A 16,037-nucleotide genomic window follows, 5' to 3' on the forward strand; every position below is an offset into this window, starting at 1 on the left:
GCATGGCGACGGAAAGCCTTTCGGCCCGCATCCTACGCGAAAACGACGCCGTCCTTGGAGCGATGCTCAGCCACCGCTTCGTCGAGGACGTCCAAAACGATAGGCTGACAAAGGCGGCCTTCGAGCGTTATCTCGTCTTTGAGGGCGCTTTTGTCGACAGCGCCATCTCGATCTTCGCCTATGCGGCGGCGACCGCCAAGACGATGGCGCAGAAACGCTGGCTGATCGCAGTTCTCGACACACTTGCAAACGAACAGATCGCCTATTTCGAACGCACCTTCGCCAGCCGCGGAATCGATCCCTCGTCGTTCGATACCGGAATTCCTAGGGTCGAGGCATTCCGCGCCGGCATGCTGGAGATCGCCCGGCGGGGCGGTTTCCTCGATATTGTGGCAGCGATGTTTGCAGCCGAGTGGATGTATTGGACATGGTCGAAAGAAGCAGCCAGCCGCCCGATCAGCGATCCGCTGCTGAAGGAATGGGTCGACCTGCATGTCGAGCCGGGCTTCGCCGCCCAGGCGCAATGGTTGAAAAATGAACTCGACGTTGCAGGAGAAATGCTGGAAGAGGATGAAAAGGCGCGATTGAGCGCGATCTTCGGCCAGGCGTTGCACCTTGAGATCGATTTTCACGATGCGCCTTACCTTTAGCGTCAGCCTTGCGAAAGTGGATGCATGCGCGCCTACATAGTCGGCAACATCGCCATTGACGAAACCATCGCTGTTTCCGACCTTCCCGTGATCGGTGCCTCCATCCTCGGCAATCCCGGTGGCAGCGATCTCGGCGGCAAGGGCACGAACCAGGCGGTCGTCATGGCCCGTTGCGGCGTGCCGACAACGCTGGTGGCGCCTGTCGGCAGGGATGTGAGAGCCGATGCGATCCGCCGCTGCCTCGCGGAGGAACCGCTTCAGAGCGAACTGATCGAGATAGAAGATGCATCAAGCGACGTCTCGATCATCTTCCGGCTGCCGCGCGGCGAAAACGCCATCGTCACGACGACGGAATCGGCGCAAAGCCTGTGCCTGTCCCAAGTTAGGCGAATTCTGTCGACGGCCGGTCCCGGCGATCTCATGATGCTGCAGGGCAATCTGTCCGACCGGACGACCCGCGACATCCTCGAGCATGCAAGAGCGATCGGCATGGTCACTGCCTTCAATCCCTCGCCGGTGCGCTCCTATTTCTCCGATCTCTGGGCGCTGATCGACATTGCCTTTCTCAACAAAGGTGAGGCGCAGACCCTGACGGGAACGACAGGCAGGGACGCCGCTGAATATCTCCTGAGCCGGGGCCTGCGCGAGGTCGTCCTGACCCTCGGCGGCGACGGCGCGATGCTTGTGAACCAGCGCGATAGCATTGAAGTGCCCGCCCGCGCCTGCCATGTGGTCGATACAACAGGTGCAGGCGATACGTTTATGGCCGTCGCTCTGGCATCCTGCGCGCTACGCGGGCAGCGCTTGGACAGGCCAGCTATCGAACACGCCGCGGCCGCCGCCGCCATCACCGTCTCCCGACACGGGACGACAAAGGCGTTTCCGACCATTTTAGAGCTTGAAGCGATTCTGAAATAGCCTGTATGGCGTCGATCGTCAGATCATTGTTGCCGAGGCTGAAGCAGCTTCACAAAATCATCATCAGCGTCTGCCAAGGGATTGGCTCGACACGATTCGCCCGCCACACTGCAGCATCCGGATTTTCTTCATGGCATCCTCCCCGATATCAGCGCGTCTTTCCCCGACTGTGTCGTCCCGCCTCGTCGTGCTTGCCGAGACCGTATTGAAGGCGGGCGAAACCGCCCGCCGCTCGCTGCGCCGGCGAACGTCTCAGGAAATGCTCGCCAAAGCGCCGCGCGACTATCAGACCGAGATCGATGTCGCCGTCGAGCGGATCATCGTCGATGAAATGACCAAGGCCTTCCCGGATTATGCCATCCAGGGCGAGGAAGCCGTCGGCAACCGCACCGCGGGACCGGACACGCCGATCATCTACATCGACCCGATCGACGGCACCACCAACTATGCCTGGGGCCTCCCGCATTTCGGCATGACGATCGCGATCGGCGAAGGCGGCAGGCTTGTCGCCGGCGTCGTCTATGACGCCATGCAGGACGAGTTGTTCAGCGCCGAGCTCGGCGGCGGCGCCTATCTCAACGGCGAACGCATCCGCTGCGCCGATGTCGGCGACATCGAGAACGTGCTGGTCGGCGCCGGTCTGCCGATCCCCGGCCAGGTCAAGGCGGTTGCGGAAGAAACCTATTTCGATGCCATCAAACGCCTGATGGCCAATACGGCGGGCGTGCGCCGCCTCGGCTCGGCGGCGTTGTCGATCGCCTATGTCGCCTGCGGCCGGCTGGACGGATTTTTCGAGGACGGGCTGTCGATCCATGATTTCGGCGCCTCGGCGCTGATGGTCGAAGAGGCGGGCGGCATCGTTACCCGTTTCTCCGGCGCCGAAGTCGAGGGGAAGGGCGATATTCTCGCCGCCAGCAAGGCACTGCATCCCTGGCTGCAGCAAGGTTTCCGGACCAAGGCGTGAGCCGGCGCGTTCCAAGCGGTTACACCCGCAGGAGCGGTTCGCTTTCAGCATCGGCTTTTGCCGGCATCGACTGATGGACGAGTTGATTGTCGCGGAAGACGAAGAAGCCGGCGAAGCTCGGCTCGACCTTCATCCCGGCCCGGCTCCGGTCGTCCGGCGCCACCATCGCCTTCAGGCGGGTGCCGTCGACAAGATCGATATCGACCGTCTTGTGGGTGCCGAAGTCGACGATGCGATGGACTGTCGCCGCATCCGCCCGGTCCGAGGGACGGATCGTCAGCGCTTCCGGGCGGGTTGCCAGCGTCACCGGCCCATCTTTGACGGGAACGGCAAGCGGGAAGAGCGGATGTTCGCAGACGCCGCTCCTGACGTGGCTCTGGACGAAATTCATCGAACCGATGAAGCCGGCGACGAAAGCCGTCTGCGGCTGCCGGTAGATCAGACTCGGCGGGGCGATCTGTTCGGTGCGCCCATCGCGCATGACGACGATGCGGTCGGCGAGCGCCAGGGCCTCGTCCTGGCCGTGGGTGACGAAGAGCGTGGTGATGCCGAGGCGCTGCTGGATATCGCGCACTTCCTCCCGCAGCCTTTCGCGTAAGTGCTGGTCGAGGCTGGCGAAGGGCTCGTCGAGCAGCAGGATCTTCGGCTCGAGCACCAGCGAGCGGGCGAGTGCGACGCGCTGCTGCTGACCGCCGGACAGCTGCGTCGTCATCCGGCGGCCGTAATCGGCAAGGCCGACCAGCGCCAATGCGCTCTCGACACGCTCACGGATTTCCGCTTTCGGCAGCCGGCGGAGCTTGAGGCCGAAGGCGATATTGTTGAAGACGTCCATATGCGTCCAGAGCGCGTGGCTCTGGAAAACCATGCCGGTCGGGCGACGCTCGGGCGGCAGGCTCGTCACATCTTTCGCATCGATGCGGATCGTCCCGCCGCTCGGGCACTCGAAACCGCCGATCATCCGCAACAGCGTCGACTTCCCGGAGCCGGACGGGCCGAGCAGGCAGACGAGTTCGCCGTCGCCGACTTCGAGCGAGAAGTCACGAACGGCAAAGCTGGTTCCGAACAGCTTCGAAACGCCTTCGATCGCCAGATGTGCCATCCTCAAACCCTTTTCTGAAATGACGCGCGGCGCGTCATGCGCCAAAACCTCTGGCAAAGGCGCCGGTGCCGACCACGCGGCGCGCAAACATCAGCGCGATGAAGGACGGCACCCACAGCATGACGGAGAGCACGGCGCCGTATTGCACGACGATCTGATTGTTGATGAAGCTGATCATCAGCACCGGCATAGTGCGGATCTCCGGCGCGCCGATCAGCCAGGCGCCTTCGGTTTCGTAGAAAGTGCCGACGAAGGTCAGGAGCAGCGCTGCCGATATCGTCGGCGCGGCCTGCGGCAGGGTGATCGACCAGAAGACCCGCAGCGGCGCAGCACCCGCGTCACGCGCCGCCTCTTCCATGCGCCGGTCGACATTCTGGAAGGCCGCGACCGGGATCCAGATCATCAGCATCAGCGTTCCGACGAGCTGAATCAGCACGACGCCCCAGAAGGTGCTGATCAGGCCGAGCTGCAGAAAGATGCCGGCAATGGCGACGAGCAGGCCGAATTTCGGAAAGGCATGCGATGCGAGAAACGAGAGGAACAGGATGTTCCTGCCGGGAAAGCGCAGGCGCGAAAAGGCGTAAGCCGCGGGAAGGCAGATGATGGCGGACAGAATGGTCACCGTCGCCGTCAGCCGCAGGCTGAGGAACAGAGCGTCCCAGACATCCTTGCGCGCCAGCGTCTGGCCCCAGAAGCGCAGGCCGAACTGCTGCGGGATCACCGAGGGATAACGCCAGACCTCGGTGAAGGCCCATGTGCCGACGACGATCAGCGGCAGCGCGATGAACAGCGTCAGCAGGCATGCGAAAAGCAGGCCGGTCCAGTCGAAGCGTAGCGCGATGGCGGATTTGCCGACACTCATGGCCGGGCCTCGCGGTTGCGGGCGATCGACCTGATATAAAAGATGCCGAAGACCAGGCAGAAGCCGAATGTGATGACCGCCTGCGTCATGGCATCAAGCGGGTCGTTCATGTCGGCGAAGGTGCGCTGCATGAACGGCCCCATCATCTCGGGCGACGCCGGGCCGAGCACATAGGGAAGGGTGAAGGCCGAGAAGATGCCGAGCACGGCGAAGGAAGCGGTGACCAGCAGGGAGTTGCCCATGCGCGGCAGGATGATCGAGATGAAGACCCGAAGCGGTCTTGCCCCGACATCACGGGCAGCCTCGATGGCGCTGTTCGAAACCGAGGAGAGCCCGGCCGTCAGCATCAGCACCGTCAGCGGAAGGTTGTCCCAGACGAGGCCGATGACCGGTCCCCAGGGCGTCAGATAGGGTGTGCGCAGCTTCGGCAGACCGACGGAGTTCAGCAGCAGGTCGACGGTGCCGTTCGGCCCGATGGTCCTGATCAGCGCGTAGGCGAGAATGATCGACGGCACGAACATCGGAAAGATGGCGAGGCCCTGCACGTAAGCCGCAAGGCGCCCCTGCGAAAAGCGGAGATAAAGCGCGATCGGAAGGCCGATTGCCAAAAGCAGGATGCCGCAGACGGCGGTGGTCCAGAGCGTCAGCCACAGATTGTCGACGCTGTAGCCATCGGTGAAGAAGAACCGATAGGAGGCGAGCGAGAATTCCGTCGCGCCGTCAGGTCCGCGAACGAAGATCGTGCCGACAACCGCCGAAAAGATCGGAAAGACGATCAGCCATGCGAGCAGGAAGACCGGCAGGGCAACGAGGAGGAGCCCGATCGAGCTCCCCCTGTCGATGGAGTGGTGACGGCGCGGTGCCGCCAGCGCGGTATCGGCGGACATCAGGTGCGGCTGATGCTCGGCGCGACATTGCGGTACCAGCCGTCATTGATCGCCTTTTCCCAATCGCCGCTCGGGAAGGTCGGGATGGTCGACGGAATGACGTCGGCATATTTCTTGCGGAGGTCGTCGGAGATGTGATCCCAGGAGATCGCAGGGAAGCCGCCGATCTCAGTGATGATCGCTTCCTGCATTTCCTTGGTCAGCATGAATGCGGCAAGCTTCAGCGCCGCGTCCTTGTTGGCGCCGTTGGAGAAGACGGTAATGCTGGAGAACCCGCCGCAAAGAGCGAGGTCGCCGAGCTGCACCAGGCCTGTCGTCTCGGGCAGCACGCCCTGGGCGATCGCCTGCAGCACCTGGTCCGACCAGACCGGCACCATGGTGACGACGCCTTGGGCGAGCAGCTGGATCGACTGGGTATTGCCCGCGGTATAGGCGCCCTTGTCGTAGAGCGAGGGGGCGAGGTCGTTGAGGATCTTCCAGGCCGGCGTCAGCGCATCGGTGGCGGAGTCAGCGGTGAAATTGTCGACCTTGAACTTCTTCGGATCGCGGCCGTTGACCTCGTGAATCGCCCGGCGGACGAAGTTGCCGCCCGAGCCGCCCTTGTCAGGGCGGTTGTAGATGAACTGGCCCGGATTGGCCTTGATCCAGGTGGTGAGTTGATCCCAGCTCTTCGGCGCATCCTTCGGGTCGAGCTTGGTCGTGTCGTAGGCGAGCAGCACCTGCGAGCCGCGATAGGGAAGGGAGTAGGGGGTATCGAGGGCAAGCGGGTTGATGTGGTCGTAGCCTTCGATGTTTTCGGCGGAGAATTTGACCCAGAGGCCGGCATCGATGGCGCCGGAGGGCAGGCGCGGATCGAACTGCTCGAAAAGGTCGGCCTGGGGATCGGTCTTCGTCTTCAGTGCAGCGAGCGCACGATCGGCAATGGCGCGCAGGCCGTTATTGTCGCCGGCATCGGTCACCTTCAGGGTAGCACCCGGATGCGCCTTTTCGAAGGCGGGGCGGATGATGTTGGTCCAGAGATCGACGATATTGGCATCCGAACCGCTGTAGAGGTCGATCGTGCCGACTGCCGCCGATGCGAAACGCGGAAGAGCCAGCAGACCGCCCGCAGCCGACGATGTGATCAGAAATTCACGCCTATTCATAAGCCATCTCCATCAGGTGTCGAGGCCGCGCCTCCGCAGGATTGTCCAAGGCCTTGCTAGCGCCGGCGCGTAACATCGACATGACAGGATCTGAGGTATCGCAGGGAAATTGCACAGCTGTGCTTATTTACGCCCGTATGGAAATCGGCAGCACGAGACACTATCTCTGCGGAAAAAGGAGATATCCAATGACCGAAGAACGTGCAGTGCTCGCCGGTGGTTGCTTCTGGGGCATGCAGGACCTCATCCGAAGATACAAGGGCGTGATTTCGACCCGCGTCGGCTATACCGGCGGCGATGTGGCCAATGCTACCTATCGCAACCACGGAACCCACGCCGAGGCGATCGAGATCGTCTTCGATCCGGCAAGGATCAGCTATCGGGAAATCCTCGAATTCTTCTTCCAGATCCACGACCCGAGCACGCGCAATCGCCAGGGCAACGACGTCGGCACGAGCTATCGCTCGGCGATCTTCTATACCAGCCCCGAGCAGGAACGCGTCGCCAGGGATACGATCGCCGATGTCGACGCTTCGGGCCTGTGGCCCGGCAAAGTCGTCACCGAGGTCGTGCCGGTTGGCGATTTCTGGGAGGCCGAGCCCGAGCACCAGGACTATCTGGAGCGGATTCCGAACGGCTATACCTGCCACTTCGTCCGGCCCGGCTGGAAACTGCCGGTTCGCCAGAAGATCGCCTGAAGCCACGCGTGCCGGCGCCACAGCCGGCATGTGATGCAGGCAATCAGGCTCCCATCGCCGCACGGCTGGTTTCCAGAAGTGCGGCGACAAGGTTAGCGCGCGGCGAAGCGCATGCCGCGACGATGCCGACCGTGCGTACGGCAGAGGCACGGGGAAGGGGCAGCTTGACGATATCGAGCCCGGCCGGCCACGGCGGCGCCCAATCCGGCACGATCGAGATCCCAAGACCGCGATTGACCATCACCGCGATCGCCTCCAGTGCGTCGAGCTCATAACGCTCGACCGGACGGATGCCGATCTGGCGCAGATATTCGTCGGCGATGTGGCCGCCCCACTGGTTGCGGTCGTAGCGGATGAATGGCATCGTCTTTAGGAGCTCGAGCGGATCCGCGCCCTCGCAGTCTCGCGGCGCGATCAGCACCAAAGGTTCCCGGCGCAGCGTGTTGAAGGTCAGCGTCTTCTGCATTGGAAATCGCGGTTCGATGACGAAGGCTGCATCGAGCATGCCGTTCAGAACCTCGGTATAGAGATCCATCGAAGCGCCCGGTTTGATGAAGATCTCGATCAGCGGATACTCCTCGGCGAGGCGGTGGAGAATGTCGGGAACGATGCCGGTCAGCGCCGTGTTGATCGCGCCGATCCGCATCTCGCCCGAAATTGTCACGGTGCCGGCCATCGCCTTCAGGTCGCGTGTATCGCGCACCAGATCCCTGCAGCGTTCGAGAATGGCAAAACCCGCCTCCGTTGGTCGCATGACGCGGCCGGAGCGCATGAGCAGCCGCACCCCGAGCTCGGCCTCCAGGGCGCGGATGCGCTGGGCGACTGCGGCCGGCGTGAGGTTCAGCCGCTGGGCCGCCTCCGCCAGCGAGTGCCGCTCGGCGACCACGATGAAGGTTTCGAGAAAACGTGTGTCCATCGATAGTTTTTCTATCTCTTGAACCAAGCAAAAGCGATATTTTATTTACAGTCCGATGCTCCGAAAGATGGCACGACCATGTGAGGGAGACGAGCGGAATGGATTTCGGCCTGAAGGACAAAACCGCCCTGGTGCTCGGCGCCGGCGGCGGACTGGGCAGCGCAATTGCCGCCGAGCTTGCGCGCGAAGGCGCCAGAATTGCCGCGGCGGATATCGACCTCTCCGCTGCCGAAAAGACCGTGGCCGCGATCACATCGGAAGGCGGCAGGGCGCTGGCGCTGCAATGGGATCTTTCCGACCTCGGCTCGATCGAGACGCATGTCGCTGCGATCGAGCGCCAGTTCGGACCGGTCGACATCCTCGTCAACAATACAGGCGGCCCGCCGCCGACCACCGTCTCCGGCCAGGCCCCCGCGGTCTGGAGCCAGCATTTCCAGAGCATGGTGCTCTCGGTCATATCAATCACCGATCGCGTGCTGCCTGAGATGCGGGCGCGCAAATGGGGCCGCATCGTCACCTCGACGTCATCGGGCGTGGTCGCGCCGATCCCCAATCTCGGCATTTCGAACGCGTTGCGCCTGTCGCTTGTGGGCTGGTCGAAAACGCTGGCGCGCGAGGTCGGGCGCGACGGGATCACCGTCAACATCGTCCTGCCGGGCCGCATTGCCACCGGCCGCATCACCTTCCTCGACGAACAGAAGGCCAAGCGTGAAAACCGCTCCATCGATGACGTCGTCGCCGAAAGCACCAGCAGCATCCCGCTCGGCCGTTATGGCCGGCCGGAGGAATATGGCAATGTCGTCACCTTCCTGGCGAGCGAAGCTGCCTCCTATCTCACCGGCTCGGTGATCCGCGTCGATGGCGGCATGATCCAGAGCATCTGACAAAAACAACCGGATTGGACCCAAGAACCGATGGCCCTTACTTCTGAAGCGATAGCAACCCTCAAGACCGTCTCGACAGCGACACTGACGACTGTTCTCCTGAAGAAGGGGCTGCGGAATGTCTGGATCCGCGGCGCCGTTCCCTTAAAGCCCGGCCAGCCGCGCATCGTCGGCCCGGCCTTCACGCTGCGCTTCGTGCCGGCGCGCGAAGATCTGGCGACGCCGGCATCCTGGGCTTCGCCGATCTCGACGCGCGCCGCGATCGAGGCGATGCCGGAAGGCTGCGTCGCCGTCGTCGACGCGATGGGCGTGACCGATGCCGGCATCTTCGGCGACATCCTCTGCGCCCGCATGCAGAAGCGGGGCGTCGCCGCCCTCATCACCGACGGCGTCGTGCGCGACCTTGCCGGCGTGCTCGGCACCAACCTGCCGGTCTGGTGCCGCGGGGTTTCCGCGCCGCCCTCGGTGGCCGGCCTCACCTTCGTCGCCTGGCAGCAGCCGATCGGCTGCGGCGGCGTGGCGGTCTTTCCCGACGACATCATCGTCGTCGACCAGGACGGCGCCGTGCTGATCCCAGCCGATCTGCTCGACGCGGTGCTTGCGGAAGCACCGGAACAAGAGCGCATGGAAGCCTGGATCATGACCAGGATCGAGGACGGCGTGCCGCTGCCCGGCCTCTACCCGATGAACGCCGAAACCAAGGCGCTCTACGAGGCCTCGAAGAAATAGGCTCCAGGTCAAAGCGGATTGAAGAGGGTCGCGGCTTGCGGCCCTTTTGTTTTAATAGTGAGGTGCGTAGTCCAGGCCGCCGTCGATCCGTGCCGGGCGCCCGTCCAGGAAAAGTTCGCCGATGCGCGGCGCCGAGCGGGCGATGACCTTGCCGCGGCGGATGACCGCCAGCCGGTTCGGCTTCAGCCGCAGCGCTTCCAGCGTGTCGCGCGCCTGGAGAATGATGAGGTCGGCGTTGCATCCCTTTTCCAGGCCGTAGCCTGAAAGCCCCATCGTCGTCGCCGAATTGACGGTCAGCGCGTCGAAGATCCTCTTCTTGTCGTCGATGCCGGCCATTTGGGCGACATGGATTGCCATGTGGCCGACCTCCAGCATGTCGCCCGATCCCATCGAATACCACGGGTCCATGACGCAATCGTGCCCGAAGGAAACGTTGAGCCCTGCATCCATCAATTCCCTGACGCGGGTCATGCCGCGACGTTTCGGATAGGTGTCGTGCCGGCCCTGCAGCATGATGTTGATCAGCGGATTGGGGATGACGTTGATCTTAGCCTCCGCCATCAGCGGGATGAGTTTGGAGACATAATAATTGTCCATCGAATGCATCGAGGTCAGATGCGAGCCTGCGACGCGTCCCTGAAGGCCGAAGCGGATGGTTTCCGCAGCCAACGTCTCGATGTGGCGCGAGAGCGGATCGTCGGTTTCGTCGCAATGCATGTCGACCGGCAGGCCGCGATCGGCGGCGATGCGGCAGAGCGCCTCGACGGAGGCCGTACCCTCGCCCATCGTCCGTTCAAAATGCGGAATGCCGCCGACGATATCGACACCCATGTCGAGGGCGCGGTTGAGTGCGTCGATGGCGCCCGGCGAGCGGTAATAACCGTCCTGGGGGAAGGCGACCAGCTGCAGGTCGATATAGGGCGCGACCTTCTCGCGAACCTCGATCATCGCCTCGACCGTCACCAGCCTGGGATCGCTGGTATCGACATGGCTGCGAATGAAAAGCAGGCCTTGCGTGACCGCCAGGTCGCAATAGCGAAGGGCGCGATCGACCAGTTCCTCTTTCGTTACGATCGGCCGCAACTCTCCCCAGAGTGTTATGCCCTCGAGCAGCGTGCCGGAGACGTTCATGCGTGGCAGGCCGAGGGACAGTGTGGCGTCCATGTGGAAATGCGGATCGACGAAAGGCGGGCTGACCAGCCGGCCCGTCGCGTCGATTTCTTCCCCCGCCTGCGCCTGGAGATTGCATTCAAGAGCAATGATCTTGCCGCTCTGAATGCCGATATCGATGTTGTTTCGGCCATCGGCGAGATTTGCATGTCTGACAATCAGATCGAACATCGGAGCCTCTTGGACAGGGTTTGTTTTAGCGCTCGCCGCGGCGATAGGGTTGCATCAGCGCCTGCGGAACGCGGGCCCGGCGGGCCATGACGGCAAGGGCCGCGATGGAAAGGATATAGGGCGTCATCAGAAAGAGCTGGTAAGGCACGAGCCCGCTCAGCGCGGTCTGCAGCCGAAGCTGAAAGGCATCGAAGAAGGCGAAGAGAAGGGCGCCGAAAAGCGCGCGGCCCGGACGCCAGGAGGCGAACACGACGAGCGCGATGCAGATCCAGCCGCGCCCTTGCACCATGGTCGGGAAGAAGCTGTTGAACGCAGACAATGTCAGGAAGGCGCCGCCCATTCCCATCAGCGCGCTGCCTGCGATGACCGCCCCATAGCGCACCTTCATCGGATTGACGCCCTGGGCTTCCGCCGCATGCGGGTTTTCGCCGGTCATGCGGATGGCAAGTCCGACGGGCGTACGGAAGATGATGTAGGCCATCAGCAGGGCGATGAGGATCGCAAGATAGGTCGGCGCCGTCTGGGTGAAAAAGGCCGGCCCGATGAAAGGTAGGGTCGAGAGACCGGGGATGGCGATCGGCTGGAACGGCACGATGGTGGGCGGGGTATTGGCAAGCGGCACGATCAGCCGGAAAAGATAATAACTGAAGCTCGAGGCAAACAGCGTGACGCCGAGGCCGGCGACATGCTGGGAGAGGCCGAGCGTCACCGTCAGCCCCGCATGCAGCAGGCCGAAGACGCCGCCAGCTATCGCCGCAATCAGCAGGCCGGTCCAGAGATCGGCGCCATGATAGACCGAAAGCCAGCCGATCATCGCGCCGAAGGTCATGATGCCTTCGATGCCGAGATTGAGCACGCCGGCCCGTTCGCACAACAAGGCGCCGAGTGTGCCGAAAATCAGCGGCGTGGCGATCCGCAGGATTGCCGCCCAGAGCCCTGATGAAGCAATGATGTCGAACAGCTGCATCATCGCCGGATCCTGTATTGGGTGAAGAACAACGCGATCAACATCGTCAGCAGCGACAGCGCCACCGTGACGTCGGCGATATAGGTCGGGATGCCGAGGCCCCGGCTCATGCCGTCCGCGCCCACGAACATGGTCGCCGTGAAAATGGCGGCGAAGACGACGCCGAGCGGATTGAGGTTGGCGAGCATGGCGACGACGATACCGGAATAGCCGAAACCGGGCGACAGGTCGGTCGTCACATAACCCTTGACGCCCATCACCTCGATCGCTCCTGCAAGCCCCGCAAGACCGCCCGAGAGACAGGCGACTTTCACCAGCGTGCTGCCGAGCGGAACGCCTGCGAAGACCGCACCGGCGGGATTGAGGCCTGCGGCGCGGGACTGCATGCCGAACACGGTGCGGGACTGGATGAAATGGACGACGATAGCCAATGCGATCGCGATCGCCAAGCCGATATGCAAGCGCGAGCGGGCGATCAGCTTCGGCAGCATGGCGTGATCGCTGACCGATTGCGACTGCGGCCAGCCGAAGGCGAGCGGATCCTTGAGAACGCCATCGATCAGCATCGAGACGAAGAGCACGGCGATGAAGTTCAGGAGCAGGCTGGTAACCACCTCATCGACCGAGAAACGCAGCCTTAGCCAGAGCGGGATCAGGATCAGCACCATGCCGGCAATGGCGCCGACCAGCAGCAGCAGCGGAATGAGAATGGGGGCGGGAAGATTGCCCAGCAGTTTCGAGCTCGCCGCAGCAACGGCGATCGCGCCGAAATAGAACTGGCCCTCCGCACCGATATTCCAGAGCCGCGCCCGGAAGGCGACGGCGGCAGCAAGCCCCGTCAGCATCAGCGGCGTTGCCCGCGTCAAGGTTTCGGTCGCCGACAGCCGCGAGCCGAAGGCACCGGTCAGGATGCGCCAATAGGCATCGAGGACAGGCGCTCCGGCGATTGATATCAGGATGCCCGAGAGAGCGAGCGCTGCGAGGACCGCGACGACAGGCGTGACGATCAGCAGGTACAGCGGACGGTGCTCACGGCGCTCAAATCGCATGGCCTGCCTCGCGATTTTCTTGCCATTCGCCGGCCATCATCAGTCCCAGCCTGCGGGCATCGGCGCTATCAGCCTCGACGGGCGGGGACAGGCGGCCCCCAACGATTGCCTGTATGCGATCGGCAAGCGCAATCACCTCGTCGAGGTCTTCCGAGATCAGCAGCACGGCGGTCCCCTGCCGGCGCGCTTCGAGCAGGCGGGCGTGGACGGCGGCCACGGCCCCTTCGTCGAGACCACGCGCGGGCTGTGCCGCGATCAGGATGCGCGGCCGCCGATGCAGGTTGCGGCCGAGAATGAGCTTTTGCATGTTGCCGCCGGAGAGCAGCCGGGTTCTGATGGCTGGTCCGCCGCCGCGGACATCGAATCCATCGATGATCTCCCTGGCGAAGGCCATGCCGGCATGGCGGTTGACGAGGCCGCGGCGCGAAAAGGCCGGTGATGCGACCCGCTCCAGCACGGCGTTTTCCCAGACCGCCATTTCGCCGATCACACCCTCCTCGTTCCGGTCCTCGGGAATACGGCCGATGCCGGCTTCGACGACATCAATGACACGGAGATTGCCGACGGCTTGCCCGAACAGCAGAAGGTCGCCGGCGCTCCGGGCCAGCATACCGGAAAGAAGATGCGACAATGTTGCCTGGCCGTTGCCGGAAACGCCGATGATGCCGAGGATCTCGCCTTGATGCAGCCGGAAGCTGATCGATCTCAGCCGATCGATGCCGCCGGTGCGCACCGTTACACCGGCCGCTTCAAGGGCGACGGCCCCGGGTGTCGACGGCTCGCGCACGGGCCGCGTTACGCGGCGCCCGACCATCAGTTCGGCGAGTTCCGCCTTGCTGGTTTCCGAGGCCTTGCGTTCGGCGACCATCTTGCCACCGCGTAAGACCACGATGCGGTCGGCCGCCGCCATGACCTCGTCGAGCTTGTGCGAAATGAAGATCAACGACAGGCCCTGACGGGCCATTTCCTTCAGCGTCGTGAACAGCCGTTCGGCCTCGATGTTGGTCAGCACTGCGGTCGGCTCGTCGAGGATCAGGATGCGGGCGTCGTTATAGAGCGCCTTGAGGATCTCGACACGCTGCTGCTCGCCGACCGACAGGTCGCCAAGGCGGGCATCCGGATCGACCGTGAGGCCGAAGCGTCTGGATATTGCCAGGAGCTTCTTCCGCGCCGCTGACGTTCCCGAGCGCCAGGACCACAGTCTTTCCGTGCCGGTCATGACATTTTCGAGAACGGTAAGATTGGGCGCGAGCGAGAAATGCTGATGCACCATGCCGACGCCGGCGCGGATCGCCGCACGCGGCTTGCCAGGCGGCACCTCGGTGCCTTCGATCAGAATTCGGCCGGCATCCGGCATGTAATGGCCGAAAAGGATGCTCATCAACGTGGTCTTGCCGGCGCCGTTCTCACCGAGCAGCGCCACGACCTCACCTCTGGCGAGGGTCATGGAAATATCGTCATTGGCGAGATTGGCGCCAAAGCGTTTACTGACGCTGAGGATCTCCAGCACCGGTCCGGTCATGACGGCAGTCCAGCGACGGGAAAGCGGTGCTGCCACCGCCCTTCGGCCTCCAGGCGTGCGGCAATCGACAGGAGACCGGGCTCGTGACCCATCGGCGCCATGATCTGCACCGGCAGCGGCATGGCGTGCTCATCCTGTCCGAAAGGCAGTGTCAAAGCAGGAAAACCCGAAATATTGGCGAGGCAGGCAAGCGGCGCAAATGCCGTCATTCGCTCGAGATGCAGATCCGTATCGACATGATCGGACGGAAAGGAGCCGATCGCAACAGGCGCGGACGAAAGCATCGGCATTAGAATGCAATCGACCCTGTCGAACAACGTCCAGAGCCTATGGCTCACCATAACGGCCTCGTTCAGCGTGTGCCAGAGCGATGTGGCCGGAAGCGCCCGCCCACGGGCGGCGAAGGCCCGCGTCAGGGGCTCGGCCCTGTTTTCCTCACCCGCCGCCGTGAAGAGCGCGGCGAGGTTGACGCTGACGATATCGGCAAAGGCGCGGCTGCTGGCAGCGACACTCGATTCGAACTCGACCCAACTCAGCGGAACGATATCGTGTCCGTCGCCCTCGAGCGTGCGAGCCGCAGCCTCGATGGCTGCGAGCCGGCCATCCTCAGTCGGATAGACGGCCCCTGTCTCGGTCAGCAGGCCGATCCGAAAACGGCCGTTGCCCAGATCGACGGGGGAAGGGTCCGCAAAGGGTCCCCTTGAACTGCCTCTCAGCCTTTCGAAAATCAGCGCCGCATCCCGCACCGAGCGGCAGACTGCGAGTTCGCTTGCAATGCCGGCGAGGTGGTTGCCGAACGATGGCCCGCCGGGAATGGCGCCCCGCGTCGGCTTCATTCCGATAAGGCCGCAACAGGCGGCAGGCACACGGATCGAGCCTCCGGCATCAGTGGCATGAGCAATTGCGACGATCCCGGCGGCGACCGCTGCCGCCGCCCCGCCGGAGGAGCCGCCCGCAGTGCGTGCCGGATCGAGTGGGTTTCGACAGAGAGGCCCGATCGCCGGTTCACTGGCGAGCGACAGACCGAATTCCGGGCTCGTCGTCAGGCCGAACAGGCAAAAGCCGGCGTCGCGGAAACGGGCAGCCAGATCGGAGTCCGCTGCGCCGCCTTTTCTCTCGAACAGACGGGAACCGGCGGTCACCGGCAGGCCGGCGAAGGGGCCACCGAGATCCTTCGCCAAAGTCGGCACCCCGCCAAACGACCGGGCGGCGAAACGTTCGGGCTCGCTCCGCCGCTCCCGGTCGCAGGCGTGTGCCGAGGCGAGGCCCATGGCGATGTCGAGATAAGCGATCGCGCCGAGCGGCTCCTGCCGCGCAGCTGCGTCGAGCGAAGCCTGCATTGCCTCCGCAGCGCTCAGGCTGCCATGCCTGATTGCCGCCGCCAGGTCCGTTGCGTCACCTTGCAT

General features: G+C 63.6%; 16 protein-coding genes. 6 read left to right on the plus strand and 10 right to left on the minus strand.

Features of this window, described 5'->3' with window-relative positions; genetic code table 11:
- The first annotated feature begins 2 nt into the window (after nucleotides 1–2).
- The 3 genes from RLEG4DRAFT_RS60930 to RLEG4DRAFT_RS60940 all read left to right on the plus strand — a co-directional run bounded on the left by RLEG4DRAFT_RS60930 (nucleotide 3) and on the right by RLEG4DRAFT_RS60940 (nucleotide 2,532).
- Nucleotides 3–650, plus strand: coding sequence for a TenA family protein (locus tag RLEG4DRAFT_RS60930; RefSeq protein WP_003576471.1), 648 nt, complete (start codon nucleotides 3–5; stop codon nucleotides 648–650).
- A gap of 24 nt (nucleotides 651–674) precedes the next feature.
- Nucleotides 675–1,568: a ribokinase gene (locus RLEG4DRAFT_RS60935; protein WP_003576468.1), complete on the plus strand. Its 894-nt coding sequence runs from the start codon at nucleotides 675–677 to the stop codon at nucleotides 1,566–1,568.
- 130 nt (nucleotides 1,569–1,698) lie between these two features.
- Nucleotides 1,699–2,532, plus strand: a complete 834-nt coding sequence (locus RLEG4DRAFT_RS60940; RefSeq protein WP_003576466.1) for an inositol monophosphatase family protein — start codon at nucleotides 1,699–1,701, stop codon at nucleotides 2,530–2,532.
- Between the two features lie 19 nt (nucleotides 2,533–2,551).
- Here RLEG4DRAFT_RS60940 and RLEG4DRAFT_RS60945 read toward each other — a convergent pair whose 3' ends face one another.
- The 4 genes from RLEG4DRAFT_RS60945 to RLEG4DRAFT_RS60960 are packed head-to-tail and all read right to left on the minus strand — an operon-like array spanning nucleotide 2,552 to nucleotide 6,525.
- Entirely contained in the window at nucleotides 2,552–3,631 is a 1,080-nt protein-coding gene (locus tag RLEG4DRAFT_RS60945) for an ABC transporter ATP-binding protein (RefSeq protein WP_003576465.1), read from the minus strand.
- Nucleotides 3,632–3,665: 34 nt separating this feature from the next.
- Nucleotides 3,666–4,493 carry an ABC transporter permease gene (locus RLEG4DRAFT_RS60950; RefSeq protein ID WP_003576463.1) on the minus strand — a complete coding sequence of 276 codons (828 nt, stop codon included), beginning with the start codon at nucleotides 4,491–4,493 and terminating at the stop codon, nucleotides 3,666–3,668.
- Nucleotides 4,490–5,380, minus strand: coding sequence for an ABC transporter permease (locus tag RLEG4DRAFT_RS60955; protein ID WP_003576461.1), 891 nt, complete (start codon nucleotides 5,378–5,380; stop codon nucleotides 4,490–4,492). Before RLEG4DRAFT_RS60955 ends, RLEG4DRAFT_RS60950 begins: the two co-directional genes overlap by 4 nt.
- The gene (locus RLEG4DRAFT_RS60960; protein ID WP_003576460.1) at nucleotides 5,380–6,525 is read right to left on the minus strand and encodes an extracellular solute-binding protein; all 1,146 of its coding nucleotides are present in this window, start codon (nucleotides 6,523–6,525) and stop codon (nucleotides 5,380–5,382) included. Before RLEG4DRAFT_RS60960 ends, RLEG4DRAFT_RS60955 begins: the two co-directional genes overlap by 1 nt.
- A gap of 188 nt (nucleotides 6,526–6,713) precedes the next feature.
- On the opposite strand from RLEG4DRAFT_RS60960, the gene msrA reads away from it, so the two are divergent.
- Entirely contained in the window at nucleotides 6,714–7,223 is a 510-nt protein-coding gene (gene msrA, locus RLEG4DRAFT_RS60965; protein WP_003576459.1) for a peptide-methionine (S)-S-oxide reductase MsrA, read from the plus strand.
- A 43-nt stretch (nucleotides 7,224–7,266) separates the two neighbouring features.
- Here the strand turns inward: msrA and RLEG4DRAFT_RS60970 are convergent, their stop codons facing one another.
- Nucleotides 7,267–8,139, minus strand: a complete 873-nt coding sequence (locus RLEG4DRAFT_RS60970; protein WP_003576456.1) for a LysR family transcriptional regulator — start codon at nucleotides 8,137–8,139, stop codon at nucleotides 7,267–7,269.
- A 98-nt stretch (nucleotides 8,140–8,237) separates the two neighbouring features.
- Here RLEG4DRAFT_RS60970 and RLEG4DRAFT_RS60975 point away from each other — a divergent pair, with 98 nt between their 5' ends.
- Together RLEG4DRAFT_RS60975 and RLEG4DRAFT_RS60980 are read left to right on the plus strand one after the other, a co-directional pair.
- A complete protein-coding gene (locus tag RLEG4DRAFT_RS60975; protein ID WP_003576454.1) occupies nucleotides 8,238–9,023 on the plus strand; it encodes an SDR family oxidoreductase in 786 nt (261 codons plus the stop codon).
- 30 nt (nucleotides 9,024–9,053) lie between these two features.
- Nucleotides 9,054–9,752, plus strand: a complete 699-nt coding sequence (locus tag RLEG4DRAFT_RS60980; RefSeq protein ID WP_003576451.1) for a ribonuclease activity regulator RraA — start codon at nucleotides 9,054–9,056, stop codon at nucleotides 9,750–9,752.
- 51 nt (nucleotides 9,753–9,803) lie between these two features.
- On the opposite strand, the gene RLEG4DRAFT_RS60985 is transcribed toward RLEG4DRAFT_RS60980, so the two are convergent.
- Genes RLEG4DRAFT_RS60985 through RLEG4DRAFT_RS61005 form a run of 5 tightly spaced genes read right to left on the minus strand, consistent with a single transcriptional unit; the run spans nucleotide 9,804 to nucleotide 16,037 of the window.
- Nucleotides 9,804–11,093, minus strand: coding sequence for an amidohydrolase family protein (locus RLEG4DRAFT_RS60985; protein WP_003576450.1), 1,290 nt, complete (start codon nucleotides 11,091–11,093; stop codon nucleotides 9,804–9,806).
- A gap of 25 nt (nucleotides 11,094–11,118) precedes the next feature.
- Nucleotides 11,119–12,063: an ABC transporter permease gene (locus RLEG4DRAFT_RS60990; protein WP_003576449.1), complete on the minus strand. Its 945-nt coding sequence runs from the start codon at nucleotides 12,061–12,063 to the stop codon at nucleotides 11,119–11,121.
- Nucleotides 12,060–13,109, minus strand: a complete 1,050-nt coding sequence (locus RLEG4DRAFT_RS60995) for an ABC transporter permease (protein ID WP_003576448.1) — start codon at nucleotides 13,107–13,109, stop codon at nucleotides 12,060–12,062. The genes RLEG4DRAFT_RS60990 and RLEG4DRAFT_RS60995 overlap by 4 nt, the downstream gene beginning before the upstream one ends.
- Nucleotides 13,099–14,631: an ABC transporter ATP-binding protein gene (locus tag RLEG4DRAFT_RS61000; protein ID WP_003576447.1), complete on the minus strand. Its 1,533-nt coding sequence runs from the start codon at nucleotides 14,629–14,631 to the stop codon at nucleotides 13,099–13,101. The genes RLEG4DRAFT_RS60995 and RLEG4DRAFT_RS61000 overlap by 11 nt, the downstream gene beginning before the upstream one ends.
- Nucleotides 14,628–16,037, minus strand: a complete 1,410-nt coding sequence (locus RLEG4DRAFT_RS61005) for an amidase (RefSeq protein ID WP_003576446.1) — start codon at nucleotides 16,035–16,037, stop codon at nucleotides 14,628–14,630. The genes RLEG4DRAFT_RS61000 and RLEG4DRAFT_RS61005 overlap by 4 nt, the downstream gene beginning before the upstream one ends.

The sequence above is a fragment of the Rhizobium leguminosarum bv. trifolii WSM2297 genome (genome assembly GCF_000271845.1).

Coding starts and splice junctions, on each gene's coding strand:
- RLEG4DRAFT_RS60930 (WP_003576471.1), top strand. CDS start 3: ATGGCGACGGAAAGCCTTTCGGCCCGCATCCTACGCGAAAACGACGCC.
- RLEG4DRAFT_RS60935 (WP_003576468.1), top strand. CDS start 675: ATGCGCGCCTACATAGTCGGCAACATCGCCATTGACGAAACCATCGCT.
- RLEG4DRAFT_RS60940 (WP_003576466.1), top strand. CDS start 1,699: ATGGCATCCTCCCCGATATCAGCGCGTCTTTCCCCGACTGTGTCGTCC.
- RLEG4DRAFT_RS60945 (WP_003576465.1), bottom strand. CDS start 3,631: ATGGCACATCTGGCGATCGAAGGCGTTTCGAAGCTGTTCGGAACCAGC.
- RLEG4DRAFT_RS60950 (WP_003576463.1), bottom strand. CDS start 4,493: ATGAGTGTCGGCAAATCCGCCATCGCGCTACGCTTCGACTGGACCGGC.
- RLEG4DRAFT_RS60955 (WP_003576461.1), bottom strand. CDS start 5,380: ATGTCCGCCGATACCGCGCTGGCGGCACCGCGCCGTCACCACTCCATC.
- RLEG4DRAFT_RS60960 (WP_003576460.1), bottom strand. CDS start 6,525: ATGAATAGGCGTGAATTTCTGATCACATCGTCGGCTGCGGGCGGTCTG.
- msrA (WP_003576459.1), top strand. CDS start 6,714: ATGACCGAAGAACGTGCAGTGCTCGCCGGTGGTTGCTTCTGGGGCATG.
- RLEG4DRAFT_RS60970 (WP_003576456.1), bottom strand. CDS start 8,139: ATGGACACACGTTTTCTCGAAACCTTCATCGTGGTCGCCGAGCGGCAC.
- RLEG4DRAFT_RS60975 (WP_003576454.1), top strand. CDS start 8,238: ATGGATTTCGGCCTGAAGGACAAAACCGCCCTGGTGCTCGGCGCCGGC.
- RLEG4DRAFT_RS60980 (WP_003576451.1), top strand. CDS start 9,054: ATGGCCCTTACTTCTGAAGCGATAGCAACCCTCAAGACCGTCTCGACA.
- RLEG4DRAFT_RS60985 (WP_003576450.1), bottom strand. CDS start 11,093: ATGTTCGATCTGATTGTCAGACATGCAAATCTCGCCGATGGCCGAAAC.
- RLEG4DRAFT_RS60990 (WP_003576449.1), bottom strand. CDS start 12,063: ATGATGCAGCTGTTCGACATCATTGCTTCATCAGGGCTCTGGGCGGCA.
- RLEG4DRAFT_RS60995 (WP_003576448.1), bottom strand. CDS start 13,109: ATGCGATTTGAGCGCCGTGAGCACCGTCCGCTGTACCTGCTGATCGTC.
- RLEG4DRAFT_RS61000 (WP_003576447.1), bottom strand. CDS start 14,631: ATGACCGGACCGGTGCTGGAGATCCTCAGCGTCAGTAAACGCTTTGGC.
- RLEG4DRAFT_RS61005 (WP_003576446.1), bottom strand. CDS start 16,037: ATGCAAGGTGACGCAACGGACCTGGCGGCGGCAATCAGGCATGGCAGC.